The organism is Caballeronia glathei, assembly GCF_000698595.1.
In the GTDB taxonomy this organism is placed as follows: domain Bacteria; phylum Pseudomonadota; class Gammaproteobacteria; order Burkholderiales; family Burkholderiaceae; genus Caballeronia; species Caballeronia glathei.
On record NZ_JFHC01000075.1, the window covers coordinates 14,633 to 35,643 of the forward strand.

14 protein-coding genes are annotated in these 21,011 nt (G+C 67.4%); 7 read left to right on the top strand and 7 right to left on the bottom strand.

The genetic code is table 11. The annotated features are described in order from the left end of the window. Positions 1-73 precede the first annotated feature (73 nt). From folC to BG61_RS31815, 5 genes are all read left to right on the top strand, one after another. A complete protein-coding gene (gene folC, locus BG61_RS31795; RefSeq protein WP_035927347.1) occupies positions 74-1,384 on the top strand; it encodes a bifunctional tetrahydrofolate synthase/dihydrofolate synthase in 1,311 nt (436 codons plus the stop codon). Positions 1,385-1,421: 37 nt separating this feature from the next. After that, on the top strand, positions 1,422-2,339 hold the full coding sequence (locus BG61_RS31800; protein ID WP_035927344.1) for an SPOR domain-containing protein: 918 nt from the start codon (positions 1,422-1,424) through the stop codon (positions 2,337-2,339). 7 nt (positions 2,340-2,346) lie between these two features. Further along, the gene (locus BG61_RS31805; protein WP_035927341.1) at positions 2,347-2,883 is read left to right on the top strand and encodes a CvpA family protein; all 537 of its coding nucleotides are present in this window, start codon (positions 2,347-2,349) and stop codon (positions 2,881-2,883) included. A gap of 134 nt (positions 2,884-3,017) precedes the next feature. Beyond that, the gene (gene purF, locus BG61_RS31810) at positions 3,018-4,565 is read left to right on the top strand and encodes an amidophosphoribosyltransferase (protein ID WP_035927339.1); all 1,548 of its coding nucleotides are present in this window, start codon (positions 3,018-3,020) and stop codon (positions 4,563-4,565) included. A gap of 292 nt (positions 4,566-4,857) precedes the next feature. Next, positions 4,858-6,048 carry an O-succinylhomoserine sulfhydrylase gene (locus BG61_RS31815; protein ID WP_035927337.1) on the top strand — a complete coding sequence of 397 codons (1,191 nt, stop codon included), beginning with the start codon at positions 4,858-4,860 and terminating at the stop codon, positions 6,046-6,048. 34 nt (positions 6,049-6,082) lie between these two features. Here the strand turns inward: BG61_RS31815 and BG61_RS31820 are convergent, their stop codons facing one another. Next, on the bottom strand, positions 6,083-6,838 hold the full coding sequence (locus BG61_RS31820; protein ID WP_035927333.1) for a helix-turn-helix transcriptional regulator: 756 nt from the start codon (positions 6,836-6,838) through the stop codon (positions 6,083-6,085). Between the two features lie 7 nt (positions 6,839-6,845). Then, the gene (locus BG61_RS31825; protein ID WP_035927331.1) at positions 6,846-7,187 is read right to left on the bottom strand and encodes an FKBP-type peptidyl-prolyl cis-trans isomerase; all 342 of its coding nucleotides are present in this window, start codon (positions 7,185-7,187) and stop codon (positions 6,846-6,848) included. A 232-nt stretch (positions 7,188-7,419) separates the two neighbouring features. On the opposite strand from BG61_RS31825, the gene BG61_RS31830 reads away from it, so the two are divergent. Both BG61_RS31830 and BG61_RS31835 read left to right on the top strand, forming a co-directional pair. Then, the gene (locus BG61_RS31830; RefSeq protein ID WP_306434151.1) at positions 7,420-8,544 is read left to right on the top strand and encodes a sensor histidine kinase; all 1,125 of its coding nucleotides are present in this window, start codon (positions 7,420-7,422) and stop codon (positions 8,542-8,544) included. A gap of 61 nt (positions 8,545-8,605) precedes the next feature. Beyond that, positions 8,606-9,970 carry a hemolysin family protein gene (locus BG61_RS31835; protein ID WP_035927329.1) on the top strand — a complete coding sequence of 455 codons (1,365 nt, stop codon included), beginning with the start codon at positions 8,606-8,608 and terminating at the stop codon, positions 9,968-9,970. Between the two features lie 15 nt (positions 9,971-9,985). Here BG61_RS31835 and BG61_RS31840 read toward each other — a convergent pair whose 3' ends face one another. The 5 genes from BG61_RS31840 to glgX form a co-directional block, all read right to left on the bottom strand. Further along, entirely contained in the window at positions 9,986-11,053 is a 1,068-nt protein-coding gene (locus tag BG61_RS31840; RefSeq protein WP_232256006.1) for a J domain-containing protein, read from the bottom strand. Positions 11,054-11,311: 258 nt separating this feature from the next. Then, the gene (gene treY, locus BG61_RS31845; protein ID WP_035927324.1) at positions 11,312-14,224 is read right to left on the bottom strand and encodes a malto-oligosyltrehalose synthase; all 2,913 of its coding nucleotides are present in this window, start codon (positions 14,222-14,224) and stop codon (positions 11,312-11,314) included. Next, entirely contained in the window at positions 14,221-16,386 is a 2,166-nt protein-coding gene (gene malQ / locus BG61_RS31850; RefSeq protein WP_035927321.1) for a 4-alpha-glucanotransferase, read from the bottom strand. Before malQ ends, treY begins: the two co-directional genes overlap by 4 nt. Positions 16,387-16,418: 32 nt before the next feature. Then, on the bottom strand, positions 16,419-18,329 hold the full coding sequence (gene treZ / locus BG61_RS31855) for a malto-oligosyltrehalose trehalohydrolase (protein WP_035927318.1): 1,911 nt from the start codon (positions 18,327-18,329) through the stop codon (positions 16,419-16,421). 46 nt (positions 18,330-18,375) lie between these two features. Next, positions 18,376-20,601, bottom strand: a complete 2,226-nt coding sequence (gene glgX / locus BG61_RS31860; RefSeq protein ID WP_035927315.1) for a glycogen debranching protein GlgX — start codon at positions 20,599-20,601, stop codon at positions 18,376-18,378. Between the last annotated feature and the right edge of the window lie 410 nt (positions 20,602-21,011).

The following is a 21,011-nucleotide window of genomic DNA, read 5'->3' on the forward strand; positions in this document are numbered from 1 at the left end:
GCGCCGCGCGAGCAACCACCTGGTTCTCGCGCGGCGTTTTGCTTGAGCGCCCGTTTTCCTGACATTCGAAGAAATGACCACTTTTCCCACTCTCGACGCGTGGCTCGCGCATCTCGAATCCGCGCATCCGGTCGGCATCGACATGGGGCTCGCGCGTATCGGCCGCGTGAAGGACGCGCTCGGTCTCTCCTTCGACTGCCCGGTGATCACGGTCGGCGGCACGAACGGCAAGGGCTCGACCTGCGCGATTCTCGAGACCATTTTGCTGCGCGCGGGCTATCGCGTGGGTTGCCACACGTCGCCGCATCTGCTCGCGTTCAATGAGCGCGCGCGCGTGAACGGCGCGGACGCCTCCGACGCCGACCTGCTCGAGCATTTCGAAGCAGTGGAAAAGGCGCGTGCGAGCCTGACGGAGCCGGTTTCGCTGACCTACTTCGAATTCACCACGCTCGCGATCCTGCGGCTTTTCGCGTCGCGCGGGCTCGATGCGGTCATCCTCGAAGTCGGTCTGGGCGGGCGGCTCGACGCGGTGAACATCATCGATACCGACTGCGCGATCGTGACCAGCATCGACATCGACCACACCGAGTACCTCGGCGATACACGCGAGAAGATCGGTTTCGAGAAGGCGGGCATCTTCCGCGCGGGCAAGCCGGCGGTTTGCGGCGACCCGTCGCCGCCGCAGAGCCTGATCGACCATGCGCGGACGGTCGGCGCCGATTTGTGGCTCGTCGGGCGCGATTTCCGTTACGAGGCGCAGCCGGGCAACGAGCGCCAGCAGTGGAGCTACATCGGGCGGTCGCAGCGCCGTGCCGCGCTCGCCTATCCGGCGCTGCGCGGCGCCAATCAGCTGATCAATACGTCGGCCGCGCTCGCCGCGCTCGAAGCGTTGCGCGAGCGCATTCCGGTGTCGGCGCAGGACATTCGCCTCGGGCTCGCGAACGTCGAGCTGCCGGGCCGCTTCCAGGTGCTGCCGGGCAAGCCGCAGATCATCCTCGACGTCGCCCACAACCCGCACGCCGCCGCCGTTCTCGCGCAAAACCTCGGCAACATGGGCTATTTCCCGTACACCTACGCGGTGTTCGGAGCAATGGGCGACAAGGACATCGCGGGAGTCGTGTCGGAGGTGCGGGGTGAAATCGACCACTGGAACGTCACCGGGCTGCCGACGCCGCGGGCCGCGTCGCCCGGCGCGCTGGAGACGGCGCTGCGCGATGCCGGCGTCAACGACAGCGCCGACAGCAGCGTTACACGATTTGCAGCGCCCGCCGAAGCTTTTCAAGACGCGCTAAAGAGAGCGTCCGAAAATGATAGAATTTTGGTTTTCGGCAGTTTCTATACGGTAGCCGGCGTGATGGCCTACCGAAAATCGCAGCATCACTGAGACGGATGGCCGTCAAGCCTCTCGCACCTAGCCATACATGGGACTTTTCTCGTTCGGCAAGAAAGACGACGCACCTTCCGGTCGCGACGCATATTCCGACTCCTCACGCGGCTCGCGTCAGACGGTCCGTACGGAGCGCCGGACCCGGCGCACCGAGCGCCCCGACGCCGACGCCATGATGCTCGACCCCACGCTTCCTGAAAAACAGCGGGCCCGCCGCCGCCTCGTCGGCGCGGTCGCTCTGGTGCTCGCCGCCGTGATCGTCCTGCCGATGGTGCTCGATTCGCGGCCGAAGCCGGTCACCGACGACATCGCCATCGACATTCCGAACCGCCCCGCGCCGGCCGCGAAGGCGGGCAGCAAGGCACCGGCCGACGTGGACACGCAGGCTGGCGTCGCGCCCGACGGCCCGGCGCCCGCCGCCGACAACACCGCTCCCAATACCTCCGCCAACGCCGCCGCCGGCGTGGCGAAGCCGGAAACGAGGCCCGAGACGAAGGCGGCTGAATCGAAAGCGCCGCAAGCGAAGGTACCCGACACGGCCGCCGCGCAGGCGAAGCCCGAGCCGAAGGCACAGGCCAAGGCGGAGCCGAAGCCCGCTGCCGCGCCGCCCGCCGCCGTCGCGAGCCAGCACGCGAAGCCGGCCGCCGATGCGTCGGAGGAAGTCAACGCGAACACGAATGCAAGCACCGCGAACACCCCGTCCTCACCGCCGGGGAGCCGTTTCGTCGTGCAGATCGGCACGTTCGACGACGAAGCCGCCGCGCAGAACTGGGTCGCGAAGTTGAAGTCGGCCGGTGTGCCCGCATATACCGAGCACCGCAAGCAGGCGGACGGCTCCACGCGCACGCTGTTGCGCGCCGGCCCGTTCGCCGACCGCGCGGCTGCCTCGGCGGCGCTCGTGAAGGTGCGCCAGGCGGGTCTCGGCGGCGGCAACAAGTCGTCGGCGAACTAGCCGCCCGATGTTTACGAGCTTCGATTACGCGGTGATGGCCGTCATCGGCCTTTCCGCCACGCGCGGCATGTGGCGCGGGTTGCTCGCCGAGGCGTTCGGACTGATCGGCTGGATTGCGGCGCTCTTCATCGCCGGGCATTTCGTGGGCGTCGTCGTGCCCTATATTCCGGCCAACTGGCCGGGCGGCGCGCTGACGCAATGGCTGATCGCGTTCCTGCTGGTCGTCGCGGCGGTGCTGCTGGTTTCGAGCGTGCTGTCGGCGCTGCTCACGCGGATCACCGAAGTCACGGGTCTGCGCGGCGTGGACCGGTCGCTGGGATTGCTGTTCGGCCTCGCGAGAGGCGCTATATTGGTAGTGGTGCTGGTCGCCCTCGCAGGCTTGACCGAACTGCCGCAGAAGGAATTTTGGCGCAATGCGCTGCTCAGGCCGGTTGCCGAGCAAGGCGTGCGCGAATTGAAACCGCTGCTTCCCGATACGCTCGCCGCGTATGTGCACACCTCATCGGACGTCCCGAGCGACGTTGCGCGAGACAGCGCACAATAACGAACGGCTGGCTACACGAGGAACCGCGACGGATCGGCGCGCTGCCGATGCGGCCTTGTGCCCGGTTCCGCCGGCCCGCATCCCGTCGTTCCGACACGCCTCTGGACCCGTTTCGACTCTTTGAAGGACATGCCATGTGCGGCATCGTAGGTGTAGTTTCCCAAAGCCCCGTCAACCAGCTGATCTATGACAGCCTGCTGCTTCTGCAGCATCGCGGTCAGGACGCCGCCGGCATCGCCACGGCGAACGGCAATAATTTCCACATGCACAAGGCGAACGGCATGGTGCGCGACGTGTTCCGCACGCGCAACATGCGCAGCCTGCCGGGCAACGTGGGCATCGGTCAGGTGCGCTATCCGACGGCCGGTTCCGCGTCGAGCGAGGAAGAAGCCCAGCCGTTCTACGTGAACGCACCGTTCGGCCTCATCCTCGCCCACAACGGCAACCTGACCAACTGGCTGCAACTGAAGGACGAGATGTTCCGGATCGACCGCCGGCACATCAACACCGCCTCCGACACCGAAGTGCTGCTCAACGTGTTCGCGCACGAACTGCAGCTCGCAAGCTCCGGCCTGCAGCTCGATCCGGCCGCGCTCTTCAAGGCCGTCTCCGGCGTGCACCGGCGGGTGAAGGGGTCGTATGCGATCGTCTCGCTGATCGCGGGCTACGGGCTCGTCGCGTTCCGCGATCCGTTCGGCATCCGTCCGCTCGTGATCGGCAAGCTGGAAACGGCGACCGGCGTCGAATGGATGGTGGCGTCGGAATCGGTGGCGGTGGAGGGCATCGGCTTCGAGTTCGTGCGCGACGTGGAGCCGGGCGAAGCGATCTTCATCGACAACGACGGCAACCTGCACAGCCATCAGTGCGCCGACAAGCCGTCGCTGAACCCCTGCATCTTCGAACTCGTTTATCTCGCGCGCCCGGATTCGTGCCTCGACGGCGTGCCGGTCTACAACGCGCGCCTGCGCATGGGCGACTACCTCGCCGAGAAGATCAGGCGCGTGCTGCCCGACGTGCCGATCGACGTCGTGATGCCGATTCCCGATTCGTCGCGCCCCGCGGCGATGCAGGTCGCGGCGAAGCTCGGCGTGGAGTACCGCGAGGGCTTCTTCAAGAACCGCTACGTCGGCCGCACGTTCATCATGCCGGGCCAGGCGGTGCGCAAGAAATCGGTGCGCCAGAAGCTGAACGCGATGGGCATCGAGTTCAAGGGCAAGAATGTGCTGATCGTCGACGACTCGATCGTGCGCGGCACGACTTCGCATGAAATCGTGCAGATGGCACGCGATGCCGGCGCGAAGACGGTGATTTTCGCGTCCGCGGCGCCGCCGGTGAAGTTCCCGAACGTGTACGGCATCGACATGCCGACGCGCGGCGAACTCGTCGCACACGGCCGCACCGACGACGAAGTGGCGCGCATGATCGGCGCCGACTACCTCGTCTACCAGGACGTGGAAGACCTGAAGCAGGCGATCCGCGACATCAACCCGGCGCTCGGCGAGTTCGAGGCGTCGTGCTTCGACGGCAACTACATCACCGGCGACGTGACGACGGACTACCTCGACCGCATCGAGACCGCGCGCCTCGCACCGCAGTCGCAGTCGGACCGTGACGCCGCGAGCGAAGCGCAGGACGGCGGCATGGCCCGCTCGCAACTGCACTTGCAGTTGTCGGTGGAGTAACTCCGCCCGGCACGGTGCGGGCCTGGCCCGCGCCGTGTTAGCATCGGGACTTGCGTCGATTTGAGATCAGCTTGCGGACGCGGGGCCATGCCGGCAGCGGCACGAACCCCAAACAGCTAAAGCGAAACGGTGGCGACACCGCACCGCGACACGCTTTTCCGCACGAGCCCGCTTCTGTCGACGCACAAGCGGGCTTTTTTGCGCCCTGCGTTTTATGCCCTGCGTCTTGTGACCTGCAGCGCGATTACGGGCAAGACAGGGAACGACGAACACACGAACGGACAACACGAACATGGACGACAACCTGAACTTCGATACGCTCGCCGTGCGCGCCGGCACGCTGCGCAGCGACTTCAACGAGCATTCGGAAGCGCTCTTCCTCACGTCGAGCTTCTGCTTTTCGAGCGCCGCCGAAGCCGCCGAGCGCTTCAAGAACGCGGAAGAGGCGTACACGTACTCGCGCTTCACGAATCCGACCGTCACGATGTTCCAGAACCGCCTCGCCGCGCTCGAAGGCGGCGAGGCGTGCATGGCGACGGCGTCCGGCATGGCCGCGATCATGTCGGTGGTGATGTGCACGATGCAGCAGGGCGATCACCTCGTCAGCTCGAAAAGCCTGTTCGGATCGACGGTCGGCATGTTCACGCAGATCTTCACCAAGTTCGGCATCACGACGACGTTCGTCGACCCGACCAATCTCGACGAGTGGCAGAACGCCATCCGCCCCGAGACGAAGATGTTCTTCCTCGAAACACCGTCGAACCCGCTGACCGAAATCGCCGATATCGAAGCGATCGGCAAGATCGCGAAGTCGGCGGGGGTGCTCTTCGTCGTGGACAACTGCTTCTGCAGCCCGGCGCTGCAGCAGCCGCTCAAGCTCGGCGCGGACGTCGTCATGCATTCGGCCACCAAGTTCCTCGACGGCCAGGGCCGCGTGCTCGGCGGCGCGCTCGTCGGCTCAAAGCAGTTCATCATGGAGAAGGTGTTTCCGTTCGTGCGCAGCGCCGGGCCGACGCTCTCTGCCTTCAACGCGTGGGTGCTGCTGAAGGGCATGGAGACGCTGTCGCTGCGCGTCGAGAAACAGTCGGCGAATGCGCTCGAAATCGCGCGCTGGCTTCAGACGCATCCGGCCGTCGCCCGCGTGTTCTACCCGGGGCTGGAGTCGCATCCGCAGTACGCGATCGCGAAGAAGCAGCAGAAGGCGGGGGGCGCGATCGTCTCGTTCGAGCTGAAGGGCGCGACGCAGGAGGAGCAGCGCGCGAACGCATGGCGCGTGATCGATTCGACGAAGCTCTGCTCGATCACCGGCAATCTCGGCGATACGCGCACGACCATCACGCATCCGTCCACGACGACGCACGGCCGTCTCACGCCGGAAGTGCGCGAAGCGGCGGGGATTCGGGAAGGGCTGATCCGGCTTGCGGTCGGGCTGGAGAATGCAGCGGACATCCGCGCCGATCTGGAGCGCGGGCTGAACGCGTAACGAAGAACCGGGAGGAAACCGCGGCGGGTGACGCTCAGTGCCGCCCGCTGCGCCACTGCCCGGGCGCCATGCCGAAGCGTTTCGTGAACGCATGGGTGAACGCGCTCTGGTCGGCGAAACCGACCGTGAGCGCGATATCCGAGAGCGTCTCGCGCGGATCGGCGAGCAGCGTGAGCGCCGCATCCAGCCGCAGCCGGTTCAGGTAGCGATGCGGCGTTTCGCCGAATGCCTCGTTGAACAACTGGTGAAAGCGCCGCATGCCGAAGCCGCAATGTGCGGCCAGATCGGCGACGCGCAGCGGCTCGGACAATTGCGCGCGCAGCCAGCGGTCGATGCGGGCAAAGTCGAGGCCGCGCGCTTCGTCGAGACGCGCATCCGAAATCAGCGCGCCGCACAGATGCGTCGCGGCCTGCCATGCGAAGCGGTTCGCAAGCGCCGTATCGTGCGCTTTTACGCCCATCGCCACGCCCTGCACGAGCCGCGTCACCTGCGGATCGATCCCGATTGCCCGCGCCCGCTCGAAAAACCGCTCCGGCACGGCCACGGACGAAAACGGCAGATCGAGCACCAGCTGCCGGTTCTCACCCGCCGCCCAGTATTCGTGCCGTGCGCCCGCCGGAATGATCCAGGCGCCGTGGCAGTCGATGCGCTGTTCGCGCCCTTCGACCGCCATCGCCATCTCGCCGTCGAGACCGAGCACGATCTGATGGAAATCGTGCACGTCCGACGCCTCCACCGCGTCGTAGCGGCGCACCGAGACGGACGGGACGATGAGCGGCGCGTGCTTCATCGCGCGTTCAGACGTCGAGCAGTTCCACTTCGAACACGAGCGTGGCGTTCGGCGGAATCACGCCGCCCGCGCCGCGCGGGCCGTAGCCGAGTTGCGGCGGAATCGTCAGGCGCCGCACGCCGCCGACCTTCATGCCCTGCACGCCTTCGTCCCAGCCCTTGATCACCATGCCGCCGCCGAGCACGAACGCGAACGGGTCGTTGCGGTCCTTGCTGGAATCGAACTTCTGGCCATCGGTGAGCCAGCCGGTGTAGTGCACGCTCACCGTCTTGCCGGCGACGGCTTCCGCGCCCTCGCCCACGGTGACGTCTTCGTACTTGAGACCCGAATCGGTTGTGACAGTCGACATAAATGCTCCCTGTAAGTCCGGCGGTCGCCGGTGGTATCTGGAACCCGTATTGTAGGGCCTCGTGCGAATGCGGGAGCGAGCACGGCATTTGCTGAGGTCCGGGCACGCCGTCCCGAAATTGCCGGTGACAAAGCCGCCGAACCGGCACCGCGGGCCTTCTGGACGGTCACTTATAATGATCTTGCGTCCTGAAAAAGGCCTGGCAACACTGAACCCGCAGGGATTTTCAATCGTGACAACGTCATTTTCCGGAGCGCTCGAACCGGGGCAGCCGGGGCCCGGCGATGCGCCGGTCGCCGGCACCGACGGCCTGCTCGTGCTCGATGCCGCCCAGCGCTGTATCAGTGCCGACGCCGTCTTTGCCCACATCTTCGATCTCGATGTGCACGCGCTGGAAGGCCGCGCGCTCGCCGACACGGCGCTGCCGGGGCCGCTCTCCGCGATCCTCGCCGAGACCGCCGACGCCGCGCTCGCGGCGAACGGAGCGCGCCGCGCGCAGGTCTCGCTCGACGACGGCGGCACCGTGCGCAGCTTCGCGATTCTCGCGCTGCCCGCCAGTGAATCGGTCACGCTGATTGTTTCGCCGTGCGGCGGCGCGGCGCCGGGCGCGGGTGAAAGCCGGGAGCGCATCGCGCATCTTCGCGCCGAGGCGGCGCTCTTCATGCGCGACCACGTGCTGTCGATCGTGTCGCACGATCTGCGCGGCCCGCTCAACGCGATCCACAGCTGGGGCTACGTGCTCGAGCGCAAGGTCGATGCCGCCGATGCCGCCGCCCAGCGCGCGCTCGCAGGCATCCGCTCGGGGGTCGAGCAGCAGGTGCAGCTGATCGAACGATCGGTCGACAAGACGCGCGCCGAGACGCGCACGCTCGCGCTGTCGCTCGCGCCGGCCGCGATCCGCACGCTGATCGAGCGTGCCGCGGCGCTTGCGCGCGCGAGTCTCGGCGACACGCGCGGCGTGACGGTGAGCGTCGATTCGACGCTGGCGGAGGAGCAGGTGGAAGGCGACGCCGAGCGGCTCACGCAGGCCCTCTGGCTGATGCTCGCGTTCGCGGTGGAGGCGAGCGGGCGCGGCGCCCCGGTGGTCCTGTCGAGCAACGTGGACGGCGGCGCGTGGCTCGCGCAGGTGCGGTTCACGGCATCCACGGCCGCGCTCGTCGACGACCAGTTGCCGCATGCGCTCGAAGCCTTCGCGCGCAGGCAGGCGCTCGAGCCGCGCGAGGGCGGGCGGATCGCGTGGGCGCTCGCGCTGTGCAAGCGCGTCGCCGAGGCGCATGGCGGCGGTTTCGAGCACGCCGACATCGCGGACGGCGCGCCGGTCGCGCTGACTTTGCGCGTGCCGCTCGCGGGCATGTAAGTTTTCTTCCGATCCGCCGGCGCCCCTATACTGACGCTTTCCATTTCGAAAGAGAGTTGCTTTGGCTCAGGTTGTTGCGCTCGTCGGTGCATTGTTGCTCGTCGCGCTGAACGGGTTTTTCGTGGCGGCCGAGTTCGGGCTCGTCAAACTGCGCGCGACGCGCGTCCAGGCGATCGCGCGGACCAACGGGCTTCCCGGGCGCGTGCTCGCGAAGGTTCACGGACAGCTCGACGCCTATCTTTCGGCGTGCCAGCTGGGCATCACGCTCGCGTCGCTCGGATTGGGGTGGATCGGCGAGCCGGCCTTCGCCACGCTGCTGCATCCGCTCTTTGCGCTCGCCGGCATCGAGTCCGAGCAGGTCATCCATTCGATCTCGCTCTTTTTCGCCTTTTCAGTCATTTCGTTCCTGCATATCGTCGTCGGAGAACTGGCGCCGAAATCCTGGGCGATCCGCCGCTCCGAGCAGGTGGGCCTGTGGCTCGCCATGCCGCTCTACGGCTTCTACTGGCTGATGTACCCGTTCATCTGGGTGCTGAACACGAGCGCGAACTGGGTGCTGCGCCTTTTCGGCCTGTCGGACGAACACGGCCATGACGCGCTCTATTCCACCGACGAACTGAAGCTCATCCTGCGCGGCCGGCGTCTTGGCGGCGCGTCGGCGTATAACGCGGACGAGTGGAACACCATCGCGCATTCGCTCGACTTCAGCCGCATGACGGTGTCCGACCTGATGCGGCCCGCGCACGAGATGGTCGGGCTGCGCAACGACGTGCCGATGCGCGACAACCTCGTCGTGATCGCGCGTCACCGTTTCAGCCGCTACCCGCTCTTCGCCGACGGCTCGGGCGAACGCGTGCTCGGCATGATCCACCTGAAGGACCTGCTGCTCGCGCGCGACGGCGTGGGCCGCGGCATCACGCTCGGCATCGCGAAGACCGAGCCGGGCAAGACCGACAAGCTGGACAAGTACGTGCGTCCGGTGCAGTACGTGTCGCCGAAGCTCTCCGCGCTCGAACTGTTCCGGCGCTTTCGCAAGGGTGCGCCGCATTTCGCGCTGGTCGGCAGCAAGGGCGCGAAGCCGATCGGCTTTCTCACGCTCGACAACCTGCTCGCCGCGCTCGTCGGGCAGATTCACGACGAGTTCCGCCAGGGCGACGCCGACTGGTCGCGCATGGACGACGGCACGCTGATGGGCAAGGGCAGCCTGCCGGTGGTGTCGCTCGAGCGCGCGCTCGGCATCGATATCGACGAAGGGCGGGCCGAATCGGTCGGCGGCCTCGTGATCAACGCGCTCGGCGACTTGCCGAACGAAGGTCAGCGCGTGGAGTTCGACGGATTCGATATCGTCGTGAAGAAGATGAACGGGCCGCGCATCGTGCTGGTGCGCGTCTATCCGCGCGAGGAGGCGGTGGAGGCAGCCGATTAGCGAGGCGGCGCGTTTTCAGTACGGCATTTCGTCGAACGGACCCGCCTCGGCCGGGTATCGCGCGCGCTTGAGCCACGCCTTCAGCGTCTTGATGCTGTCGAACATGTGCAACAGGTCGCGTTCGATTACCTGAATGTTGTGCCTGAGCGTGGCGATATCGTCTTTCATCAGGCGCATGGCGCTTTTCGGAGTCAGGGCGGTGAACGGCGGCAGCCCGAACGATTCGACGAAACCCGTTTCCACGTGCCTGATTTCCGCATCCAGTTCGGCTAGCTGCTCCTTCAGAATCGCGTTGTAGTGCTTCAGCCGGTCTTCGCCGATGTTGTTGAGCGCATCCTGGTCGATGTGCTCCAGTTCCAGCTGAAGCTCCAGCAATTGCAGCAGATTGTTCCGCTCGTAGGCGTGGTTGACCCGCTGCATCAGCGCGGTCTTGCGGGCGCGCTCCTCCGGATCGGATTCGCGATCGGGATGCAGCGCGCTCGCGAGCTTGCGATACACCTCCCGCACCGACAGGCTGAGCTGCGCCTGCTCGGCCTCCCGCGCCTGCTCCCGCTTCGCCTGCGCGGCCGATCGCCGGGCGGTTTGCCTGCGGTGGGCCTTCTGTGCCTGACGCACCTCGTCTTCCGCTTGCTGCTGCGCCTCGAGGATGGACGATATGCGCTCAGCGACGTCTTCGGGAGAGTTCAGGTCCACGTCGTCGCCCAGTTCCACGCCGAATATGTCCTCGACCATCGCTTTCGCGTCTTCCAGCCGGGCGGCCGTCTCGGCGTCGAAGTCGCTGCCGCTGTGGCGCTGGTAGATCGCCTTGAGTTGCGCGTCATCGCGAACGGAGAGGAGGTCGCTGGCCGTCTCGACGATCAGTTGCGCGATCAGCCGCCGCTCCGCACCCGTGAGTCCCTTCTGGTCGCAGGCCAGATCGAGCTGCTGCACCATGCGCATCCGATGCTCGTCGAACGTCTGCTGCAAGGGCCTGAGGTCGGCGGCATATTTCTGGTGGATCGCGGGAATGGCGTCTTCCCAGGCTTGCAGCAGCGCGCGTTTTTTATCGATTCGCGCGATCAGGCTGTTGAAAGCCTTCTGCATCTTCGACAACGGGGATGCGCCGTGATCAGGCGCAATGCTGACGATCTTTTGTGATGGTTTGTGCATGACGGCGGGGCGAGCGGGTACGAAGGAGAGCGTCGGCCGATTTTAGCCCGCGCGCGTCCGGCCTTCGAGTGCGACCGTTCGGCAGCGCGCGAAGGCAATAGGGAGCTTCAAGGCGCTCCCCGGACCGGCGAGGAGCGCCTTGAAGCTCCGACGCCCTGAAGCAGGGTGCAAAAACGGCGCAAATGAAACCGCTCAAGGCCTGGGCACGCCTTCTTCCACGAGCAGCGCCACCGGCATGGCGGCGAGCGCATCCCGCACGAACAGACGCTCGCCGTCCGCCTTCGGTGCCCCGGGGCTCAGCCAGTCGAAGAGGGCGCGCGAATCCAGCGCCTGCGGCAGCAGCACGGCGGTATCGCCCCATCGGTCGGCATCGACGAGCGGCAGGTCGCCGCCGCCGGAAAGTAGCGGCTCGGCGAGCCGCGTTGCAATGACGATGGCATAGGCGCTGCCCGCATGGCGCGCGTAGGCAATCACGCGATCCGCGTGTGCTCCCTCCACTGTCAGCGGCACGTACGCGCCCTGCGCGAACAGCGACGCCGCGTGCTGGCGCAGCGCGAGCGCGCGCCGCACCAGCGCGAGCTTCACGCGGCCGTCGCGCCAGTTCGGCATCTGCGCGGACGGCGGTCCCTGTTCGTCGCATTGCGCGAGCCACGCGCGCCGCTCCTCGAAATCGACGGGCCGCCGGTTGTCGGGATCGACCAGGCTGAAATCCCACAGCTCCGTGCCTTGGTAAAGATCCGGCACGCCCGGCGACGTGAGGCGCAAGAGCGTCTGCTGGAAACTGTTGATCGCGCCGTTGCGCGCGATGCGCGCAACGAACTCCGGCAGCTCGCGCAGAAAGCCGTCGCGTCTTTGCGGCGCGACGATGTCGAACAGAAACTCGCGGCAGGCGTTCTCGTACGCCTCGTCGGGTGCGAACCAGCTCGTGCGCAGCTTCGCCTCGCGCAGCGCTTTCAATTGCCATTGCGCGACGCGCCCGGCCAGTTCGCGCACGCCGGACTCGTCGTCGGGGGAGAGCGTCGGCGGCCAGCAGCCGACGAGCGTCTGATACAGCATCGCCTCCTCGCCGGGACCGGGTGCCCAGTTGGTGTCGCCGTCGCCTGCCGGGCGCCGCAGCGGCGCGTTCAGCGTGGACCACTGGCGCAGCGTGGCCGCCCATTCGTCGGGAATCTCGCTCAGCGCCGCGATGCGGGCGCGCACGTCCTCGCCGCGCTTGTGATCGTGCGTCGCCGTGGCGAGCAGCGCGTGCGGATACACCTTCGAGCGCTCCAGGTTGCCGCGGTGAAACGCTTCGACCGACAACGCGAATTCGCCCGGATCGGCGCCCACTTCGTTGCGCGAAAGCAGCCGCCCGTACCGGTAGCACGCCGTGTCTTCGACGGCCTTCGCCGCCACCGGCGAGGTCAGCTGCGAAAAGAGCGTCTGCGCGGTGCGCCGCTGCGAACCGCTCGACCCCGGCACGTTCGCCTGCTGCGCGGCGGCCTGATTGCGCTCACGTTCACGGTCACGCTCACGTTCGCGCCCTCGTTCGGCCGCGCGTTCCCGGGGGCGTTCGGCGGCGGGCGGCGCTTCGTCGGCGAGCTTGCCGCCCAGCCATTGCGCGACCTGATCGAGCACCACTTGATCGGCGCGCGACAGCACGGCACGCGCCGCCTCGAGCGCCTTCGAGAAATAGCCCTCGTCTTCCGGGCTGCGCACTGCGTTCACCGGATAGATGCGGTACACCGGAAACTGCACGACGAGCTCCGCCACCGCGCGGCGCAGCGACGCGTAGGTGAAATCGCGCGTGGCCGGGGTATCGCGTGCGATGCGATGGAGCGCCCGTGACACCCGGTCCAGTTCCGCCGACAGGTTTTCCGCCAGAATCTTGCGCCGCGCGACGAGCGCTTCTTCCGCGAAGTGCGCGCTGCGCCCGGACAGCTCGGCCCACACCTGCGCGAGCGGCTCGGCGCCGCGCGGGTCGTGCAGCAGGGCGCCGACATCGTTCATGAAGTCGTAGCCGGTCGTGCCGTCCACCTGCCAGTCGCTCCTGAGCGGCTCGCCGCGCGCCAGGATCTTTTCGACGACGAAATACGTGCGCCCGTCCTGCAGCGCCGCCGGGCGCTTAGGCGCGAGTTCTTCGAGCCGCTGGCGCAGGCGCTGGCAATATTCGCGGGGCTCGGCGAGGCCGTCGACGTGATCGATGCGCACGCCGTCGATGAGCCCTTCGGTGAAGAGCCGGAAGATCAGCGCATGCGACGCCTCGAATACCTCCGGCCGCTCGACGCGCACGCCGCCGAGCGTGCTGACGTCGAAAAAGCGCCGCCAGTTGACTTCGTCGGCGGCGGTGCGCCACCACGCGAGCCGGAAATGCTGGCGCTCGAGCAGGCGATGCAGGCGCTCGCGGCCTTGCGGCGAATCGGCGGCGTGCGCGGCGAGGATGGCGTCGATGGCGGCCTTCCCGCCTTCAGTCGCGGCGATCGTCGCGAGCGCGGCGCGCGCCTCGTCGGCGCGCGGCTGGTCGGCGGGCTGGGTCGAGAGGCCGTTGAAGCGCTGCGCGAGTTCGGGCGCCTCCTGAAGAACCGACGGATAGTCGACCGGGCACACCGGAAACGTGTGCGCGTAGTACTCGATCACGAACCGCCCTTCGTCCGCGCGGAACGCGAGCCGGATATTGCCGCCCTGCAGTTCGTCGCCGTACGCGGCGCCGAGGAACGGCGCGAGCACCTTGCCGCGCAGCGCAGGATCGGGCGAATGCCAGTCCACGTCGAAAAAGCGCGCGTGCGCGGCGTGACGGCCCCATTCGAGAATATCGAGCCACCACGCGTTTTCCGACCCGCCCACGCCCATGTGATTCGGCACCACGTCGACGATCAGCCCCATCTCTCGCGCGCGCAGTTTCTCCACGAAGCGCCTGAGCCCCTCCTCGCCGCCGAGTTCCGGGTTCACGCGCGTGTAGTCGACGGTGTCGTAGCCGTGCGCGGAGCCGCTCGTCGCCGTGGTGATCGGCGACGCATAGGCGTGGCTGATTCCGAGCGCCGCGAAGTAGTCGACCTGGGCGGCGGCGTCGTCGAAGGTGAAGCCCTTGTGGAGCTGCAGCCTGAGCGTGGAGCGCGGTGCGGTCATGTCGATTCGGCCGGTGGGGGGGTGAGGGTGGAGCGGGCCCGCGCGCTGTCCACGGCAAGGAGCCGGTCCGCGAACGCGTCGTCGAGAAAGAGTTCGTCGACCGGCACGACGAGCCGGCGCCGCCAGTTCGGATGCTCGTCGATGGAGCCGGGCAGGTTCGGCTGCTCCGTCAGCGCGAGCAGGTCTTCCAGCGGATACGTGACGAGCGGCGCGGGCGTGGCGGCCACGAAGGCGAGCGCTTCGTCGACAGGCGCGCTTTCCACCGGCGGCGCGCTCACGTCGGGCGGGGCGACGCCCGCATCCTGGAACGCGCGCCACAGATGCTCGCGATCCGCCGCGCGTTCCTCCATCGCAAGCGCGACGGGGTCGCGGCCGTCCGCGCGCGCGGCCGTCTGCCCGATCTTCGAGCGCCACACGATGTCCTCGCCGCGCCACCAGCCGGTGACGGTCGGCAGATCGTGCGTCGTGGTCGTGGCCGTGACGCCGCGGTCCCACGCCTGCGGCGGCTTGAAGCCGTCGCCTTTCTCGGCGCGCTCGAACCACAGCACGCGTATGCCGAGCAGGCCGTGTTCCGCGAGCCGGCCGGTGAAGCCGGGCGGCACCGTGCCGAGATCCTCGCCGATCACGATCGCGCGGTGCCGCCACGATTCGAGCGCGATCAGGCGCAGCAGGTCGTCGAACGGATAGCGCAGGTAGGCGCCGTTCTTCGCGCTTTCGCCGTCGGGCACGAGCCACAGGCGCCGCAGCCCGAGGATGTGGTCGATGCGGATGCCGCCCGCGCGCGCGAACGCGCAGCGCAGCATGTCGATGAACGCCGCGAAGCCCTGCGTGCGCATCGCGCGCGGGGAAAACGTCGTGAGGCCCCACGACTGCCCGGCCTGGTTGAAGAGATCGGGCGGCGCGCCGACCGACACGCCCGTCAGCATTTCATCGCGATACGACCATGCGTGGCTGCCCGCGCTGTCGCAGCCGACGGCGAGGTCCGCGACGAGTCCGATCGCCATGCCCGCGTCCTGCGCGGCGTGCTGCGCATGCGCGAGGCCCTTCGCGGCGAGCCATTGCATGAAGAGGTAGAAGTCCACTTCGCGCCGGTTCGCTTCGGCAAAAGCGGCGACCGCGTCGCTGCGCGGGTCGCGCAGGTCGTCGGGCCAGTTGCGCCAGTGGCCGTCGCCCCCCGACGCCAGTTGCGCGGCCTGCAGCGCCTCGAAGCGCGCGTGGTCTTCCAGCGCGCGCCCGCCGCTTTCGACGAAGGCGGCGAAGTCCTTCGCGAAGGGCGAATCGTGGTCGCCGAGGAACGTCTCGAACAGCGCGCGCAGCACGGCGAGCCGAGCCTTCATCGCGCGCGGCCAGTCGATCAGCGACAGGTCCTCCAGCGCGGCGAATTCGTCGGCGACACCGGCCGCCGCGATCGCGGCGCGAGCCGCGCGCGCGCCCAGCACGGCGGCCGGATCGATATGCGCGATGTTCAGAAAGAGCCGCGACGACGGCGAGTACGGGCTGAACTTCTGCGGCTCGGCGCTGAACATCGCGTGCATCGGGCTGATCGCGACCGCGTGGCTGCCGCGCCTGGCGGCCTCCACGGCGAGCGTCGCGAGGGCCGAGAAGTCGCCGATGCCGCCGTCGCCCGCGCGGCGCAGCCCGTACACCTGTGCGGCCACGCCCCAGAGCGGCGGGGCGCTGCCGCTCGCGGCCCCGTCCGTGCCTTCGTGCAGCGCGCGCCAGGCGTCGTCGATCGTGTAGCAGCGCGGCGGGGCGACGGCGAGCGTCGTGTGGTGGTCGTTGATGACGAGCGTGTGATAGCCCGGCTCCGACACCGGCGAGAGCAGCGCGATCTCGCCCTTGGGCGACGTGAAGCGGCCGTCGATCACCGCGCCGCTTTCCAGTTCGATGCGGTAGCGCGCGCCCGACTTCGCCGCCGAGACGGGCAGCGCGATCCCGCGGTCCACCTCGGCCGTGATGAGCGGCGGGAGCTTGCGGCCGGTGAGCTCGGCGTCGAGGACCGAGAGGCTGTGCTTGAGCTGCGTGGCCGTGCCGCATGGCAGGCCGAGCCGTTCGAGCAACACGCGCAGCGTGGATTCCGGCACGCGGCGCGTGCTCTTGTGCGCGTCCTGCCATTCGACCTCGAAGCCCGCCCGGGCGGCGAGCGTTTCGATCGTGCTCATCGGGATGCTGGCTGGTTTGCTGGACGTCGGGCTCACGAGATTTTCCGTTGGGCCGTGGTGTTTTCGAAGCGCCGGGCATCGTGTGCGATGGCGTATTCGTTGACGTCGCCCGTCAGCCACGCGACGAACGTGCGTTCGCCCAGCTCGCCGCGCTTCACGCGATCCTGCGCGCGGGCGGGCGTCTCGAAAATGATCTTGCCGGGCGGCGTCTCCGCCAGCGCGACGGGCGTGTCGCCGAGATTGAGCGCGACGCTCAACGTTTCGCCGTCGCAGAGCTTCCAGCGCGCGACGAGCGCCTTCGCATCGAGCACGCTCGCGCCGCGCGGCTTCGCGCCCGCCAGGCGCGGCGTGATCAGCTTCGCGCGCACGGCGAGCGCGGAGCGGTAGAAATGCAGCCATTCGAGGCGGCCGGGGTCGCCTTCGGCCGTGGCCTCGGCTTCAGCCGAAGCCGGCGAGGACATGCGGAACGTGCCTTCGTCGTTCGGATCGGGAATCTGCGCGCGGCGCTTTTCGTCGCTGAACGCGGAAAACTTTGCAAACTCGCGGCGGCGGCCTTCGCGCACGGCGTCGGCGAGTTCGTCGTGGTAATCGGTGAAGAACAGGAACGGCTGCTTCGAGCCGTACTGCTCCTCCATGAACAGCAGCGGAATCTGCGGCGACAGCAGCAGGAGCCCGGTCGCGGCGAACAGCGCCTCGTCCCCGACGAGCGCACGCAGACGCTCGCCCATCGCGCGATTGCCGACCTGATCGTGGTTCTGCAGGAACATGACGAACGACGTCGGCGGCAGGTGGCCGCTTGGCTCGCCGCGCGGCTTGCCGTCGTGAATCGGTGACGGATCGCCCTGGTACACGAAGCCTGCGGACAGCACGCGGGCGAGTTTCTCGATCGGCTTCTCGGCGTAGGCGCTGTAGTAGCTCTCGTCCTCGCCGGTGAGGAGCACGTGCAGCGTGTTGTGGGCGTCGTCGTTCCACTGCGCGTTGAAGTGCGCCCCGAGGAGGCTGGACGTGTTGTGCTCGTTTTCGAGCACGAGATGCACGTGGCGCCCCGTTTCGACCGAGTTGCGCACGCGGTGCGCGAGCTCGCGCAGCCACTCGTCGTCGTTGATCGCGTGGACGGCGTCGAGCCGCAGGCCGTCGAACCGGTATTCGCGCAGCCAGTAGAGCGCGTTGTCGAAGAAGAAATCGCGCACCTGCGGTCGCTCGAAGTCGATCGCGGGGCCCCACGGCGTGTTCACGCCTTCGCGGAAGAACGTCTTCGCGTACTGGCTCAGATAATTGCCGTCCGGCCCGAAATGGTTGTAGACGACATCGAGAAACACCATCAGGCCGAGGCCGTGCGCGGTGTCGATCAGGTGCTTGAGTTCCTCGGGCCGCCCGTAAGACGAATCCGGCGCGTACGGCAGCACGCCGTCGTAGCCCCAGTTGCGCGAGCCGGAGAAATCGTTGAGCGGCATCAGCTCGATCGCGGTCACGCCCAGTTCCGCCAATTCCGGCAGACGGCGCGTGACGCCCGCATAGCCGCCCATCGCGCCGACGTGCAGCTCGTACAGCACGGTTTCCTCCCACGGCCGGCCGTGCCAGTTCGTATGGGTCCAGCGGTAGGCGCGCGGATCGACGACCTCGCTCGGGCCGTGCACGTCTTCCGGCTGAAAGCGCGAGGCCGGGTCGGGCACCGCGAGGCCGTCGTCCAGCCGGTAGCGGTAGCGCGTGCCGGCGCCGCCTTCGGCTTCGGCCTCGAACCAGCCGTCGCTCGTGTACTCCATGTCGGTGAGGGCGGGAGCGGCACCGTCACGGTAAATCTCGAGTTGCACCTTCCTGCGCGACGGCGCCCAGAAGCGGTAGCGCGTTCTCGGCGTTTCGCGCGCCGCGCCCGTCACGTGCGCGCCGAACGGAAGGCAGTACGCATAGTGATGCTTGTGCGGATCGATCGGACATTCGGACATGGTTTCCTACCGTTTCGGTTGCGTTCCAGCGCTGCGCGTTCGGTTTTCAGTGCGTCGCGTCGGTGTCGGGCGGGTGGCGCGGCGTCATCGTGCCCGGATCGGGCGGCAGGGCGGTCAGAAGCCGCGGGCCCTGATGCGCCCCGGCCATCCAGACGGCCTGCCAGTCGGCGTCGCCGGTCGGCTGGGCGAGCATGACGACGACGCTGTGCGCCGCCACCGCAATCTCGCTGCCGACGAGCGGGCGCCGGGGCACTTCCGGCGCCGCGCTATCCAGGAGCACGTTCCATTCCAAGTGCGGCGCGGGCGGCGCGAAATCGAGCGGCTGCGACGAGCCGTTGAACATCATCAGGATCACGTCCGTCTCGCCGGTCAGGCCCGGCCCCGCGCGGCGCAGCGTGAGCGCGCGGCCTTCCGGGTCCTGCCATGCCTCGATCGCGAGCGCCGTGCCGCGCTCGTCGAACCAGCTTACGTCGTAAAGGCCCGGCAGCACCTCGCGATCGCCGTACAGGAAGCGCGTTTCGCGCAGCACCGGGTAGTTCTTGCGCAGTGCAACGACGCGCGCCACGTATTCCGTCAGCGCGCGGCCGCGCGGCGAGTTCGCCTGGTCCCAGTCGATCCACGAGATCTCGTTGTCCTGGCAGTACGCGTTGTTGTTGCCGCGCTGCGTGCGGCCGAACTCGTCGCCGCCGAGCAGCATCGGCGTGCCGAGCGACAGCAGCGTCGTCGCGATCATCGCGCGTGCGACGCGCTCGCGCGTCCCGACGATCGCGGGGTCGGCGGCTGGCCCTTCCACCCCCCAGTTTGCGCTGCAATTCTCGTTGTGTCCGTCGTTGTTGCCTTCCTGATTCGCCTCGTTGTGCTTGTGCTCGTAGGCGGTCACGTCCGCGAGCGTGAACCCGTCGTGCGACGCCACGAAATTGACCGACGCCCAGGGCTTCCGAAAGCGCCGGTTGAACAGTTCCGCCGACCCCGTGAGCCGCGCGGCCAGATCGGGACGCATGCCCGCGTCGCCGCGCCAGAAGCGGCGCACCCCGTCGCGGTACTTGTCGTTCCACTCCGCGAAACCCGGCGGATGATTGCCCACCTGATAGCCGTCCGGGCCGATGTCCCACGGCTCGGAGATGAGCTTGCGGGTGGAGAGGACCGGGTCCTGGCGGATGGCGTCGAAGAAGCCGGAACCGGGGTCGAATCCGTGGCCTTCGCGCCCGAGCGTCACGCCGAGATCGAAACGGAAGCCGTCGACGTTGTAGGCCGTGCACCAGTAGCGCAGCGAATCCATGACCATTTGCAGCACGCGCGGATGCGACAGGTTCACCGTGTTGCCGCAGCCGGTTTCGTTGATGTAGTGGCGCTCGTCGCCGGGGATCAGGCGGTAGTAGCTCGCGTTGTCGAGCCCGCGCCACGACACCGTCGGGCCGAGTTCGTTGCCTTCGCAGGTGTGGTTGTAGACCACGTCGAGGATCACTTCGATGCCTGCCGCGTGCAGTTGCCGCACGGCGATGCGCATTTCGTTCAGCCGGTGGGTGGAGAGATACGACGGGTCGGGCGCGAAGAACGCCGCCGTGTTGTAGCCCCAGTAATTGCGCAGGCCCCGCTCGACGAGAAAGCGGTCGTTCAGGAACGCGTGCACCGGCAGGAATTCGACGGCGGTGATGCCGAGTTTTTGCAGATGCTCGATGAACCACGGCGAGGACAGTGCCGCGAACGAGCCGCGCTCGTGCTGGCGGATGTCGTTGCGCAGCATCGAGGTGCCGCGCACGTGGGTTTCGTAGAGGATGGTTTCGCCCCAGGGCGTGTCGGGGCGCACGTCGCGGGACCAGTCGAAGGCGTCGTCGGTGACGATGCATTTGGGCATTGCGGGGGCGGAGTCGCGCCGGTCCATCGACATGTCGAGCCGGTTCGAATGCACGCGATAGCCGAAGAGCGCGTCCGACCATCGCCACGGGCCGACGAGTTTTTTCGCGTAGGGGTCGAGCAACAGCTTGTGCGGGTTGAAGCGGTGTCCCTGATGCGGCTGATAGGGGCCGTGCGCGCGAAAGCCGTAGACGGTGCCGGGATGCGCGCCCGGCAGGTAGCCGTGCCAGATTTCGTCGGTGCATTCCGGCAGGTCGAAGCGCATGAGCTCCTTGCGGCCGGTGCTGTCGAAGAGGCACACCTCGATGCGGTGGGCATTTGTCGAGAACACTGCGAAGTTGACACCCAGTCCATCCCAGTTGGCTCCGAGCGGGTAGGGCGCGCCCGGGAGCAACTTTTCGGGAAGTGCATTTGCCATTTTTTCGAGCCCTTATTTTTGCCACTGGCGCGTGTTTTGGCGCTGGCGCTTGGGTTCCTGTTTACACCGTTTGATGCGCTCGTGCTTCCATGAAACTTGCTTTGATATTGGTTTATTAGCTTCGCCCCTGTGCGGGGCGGCAGTCACTTTCTTTGCTGCTGCAAAGAAAGTAACCAAAGAAAGCAGCTATTAGCTCAGCGGTGTTAGGAGGGAAATCGCATTGATTCATTCCGAATGGCCCGACCGTCGGAGTGTCCACATCTGTGCGTTGGGCGGCTTGGTACGCGGACCCACTGCGCCCTCGCAACTCCAAAGTTCGTGGTAAGGCAATCATCCCTCCGTCCTCGCTTCGCTCCGACGCCCGGTGCGCCACAACCACTCGCTTCGTTTCATTCCTGCGTGTACCTACG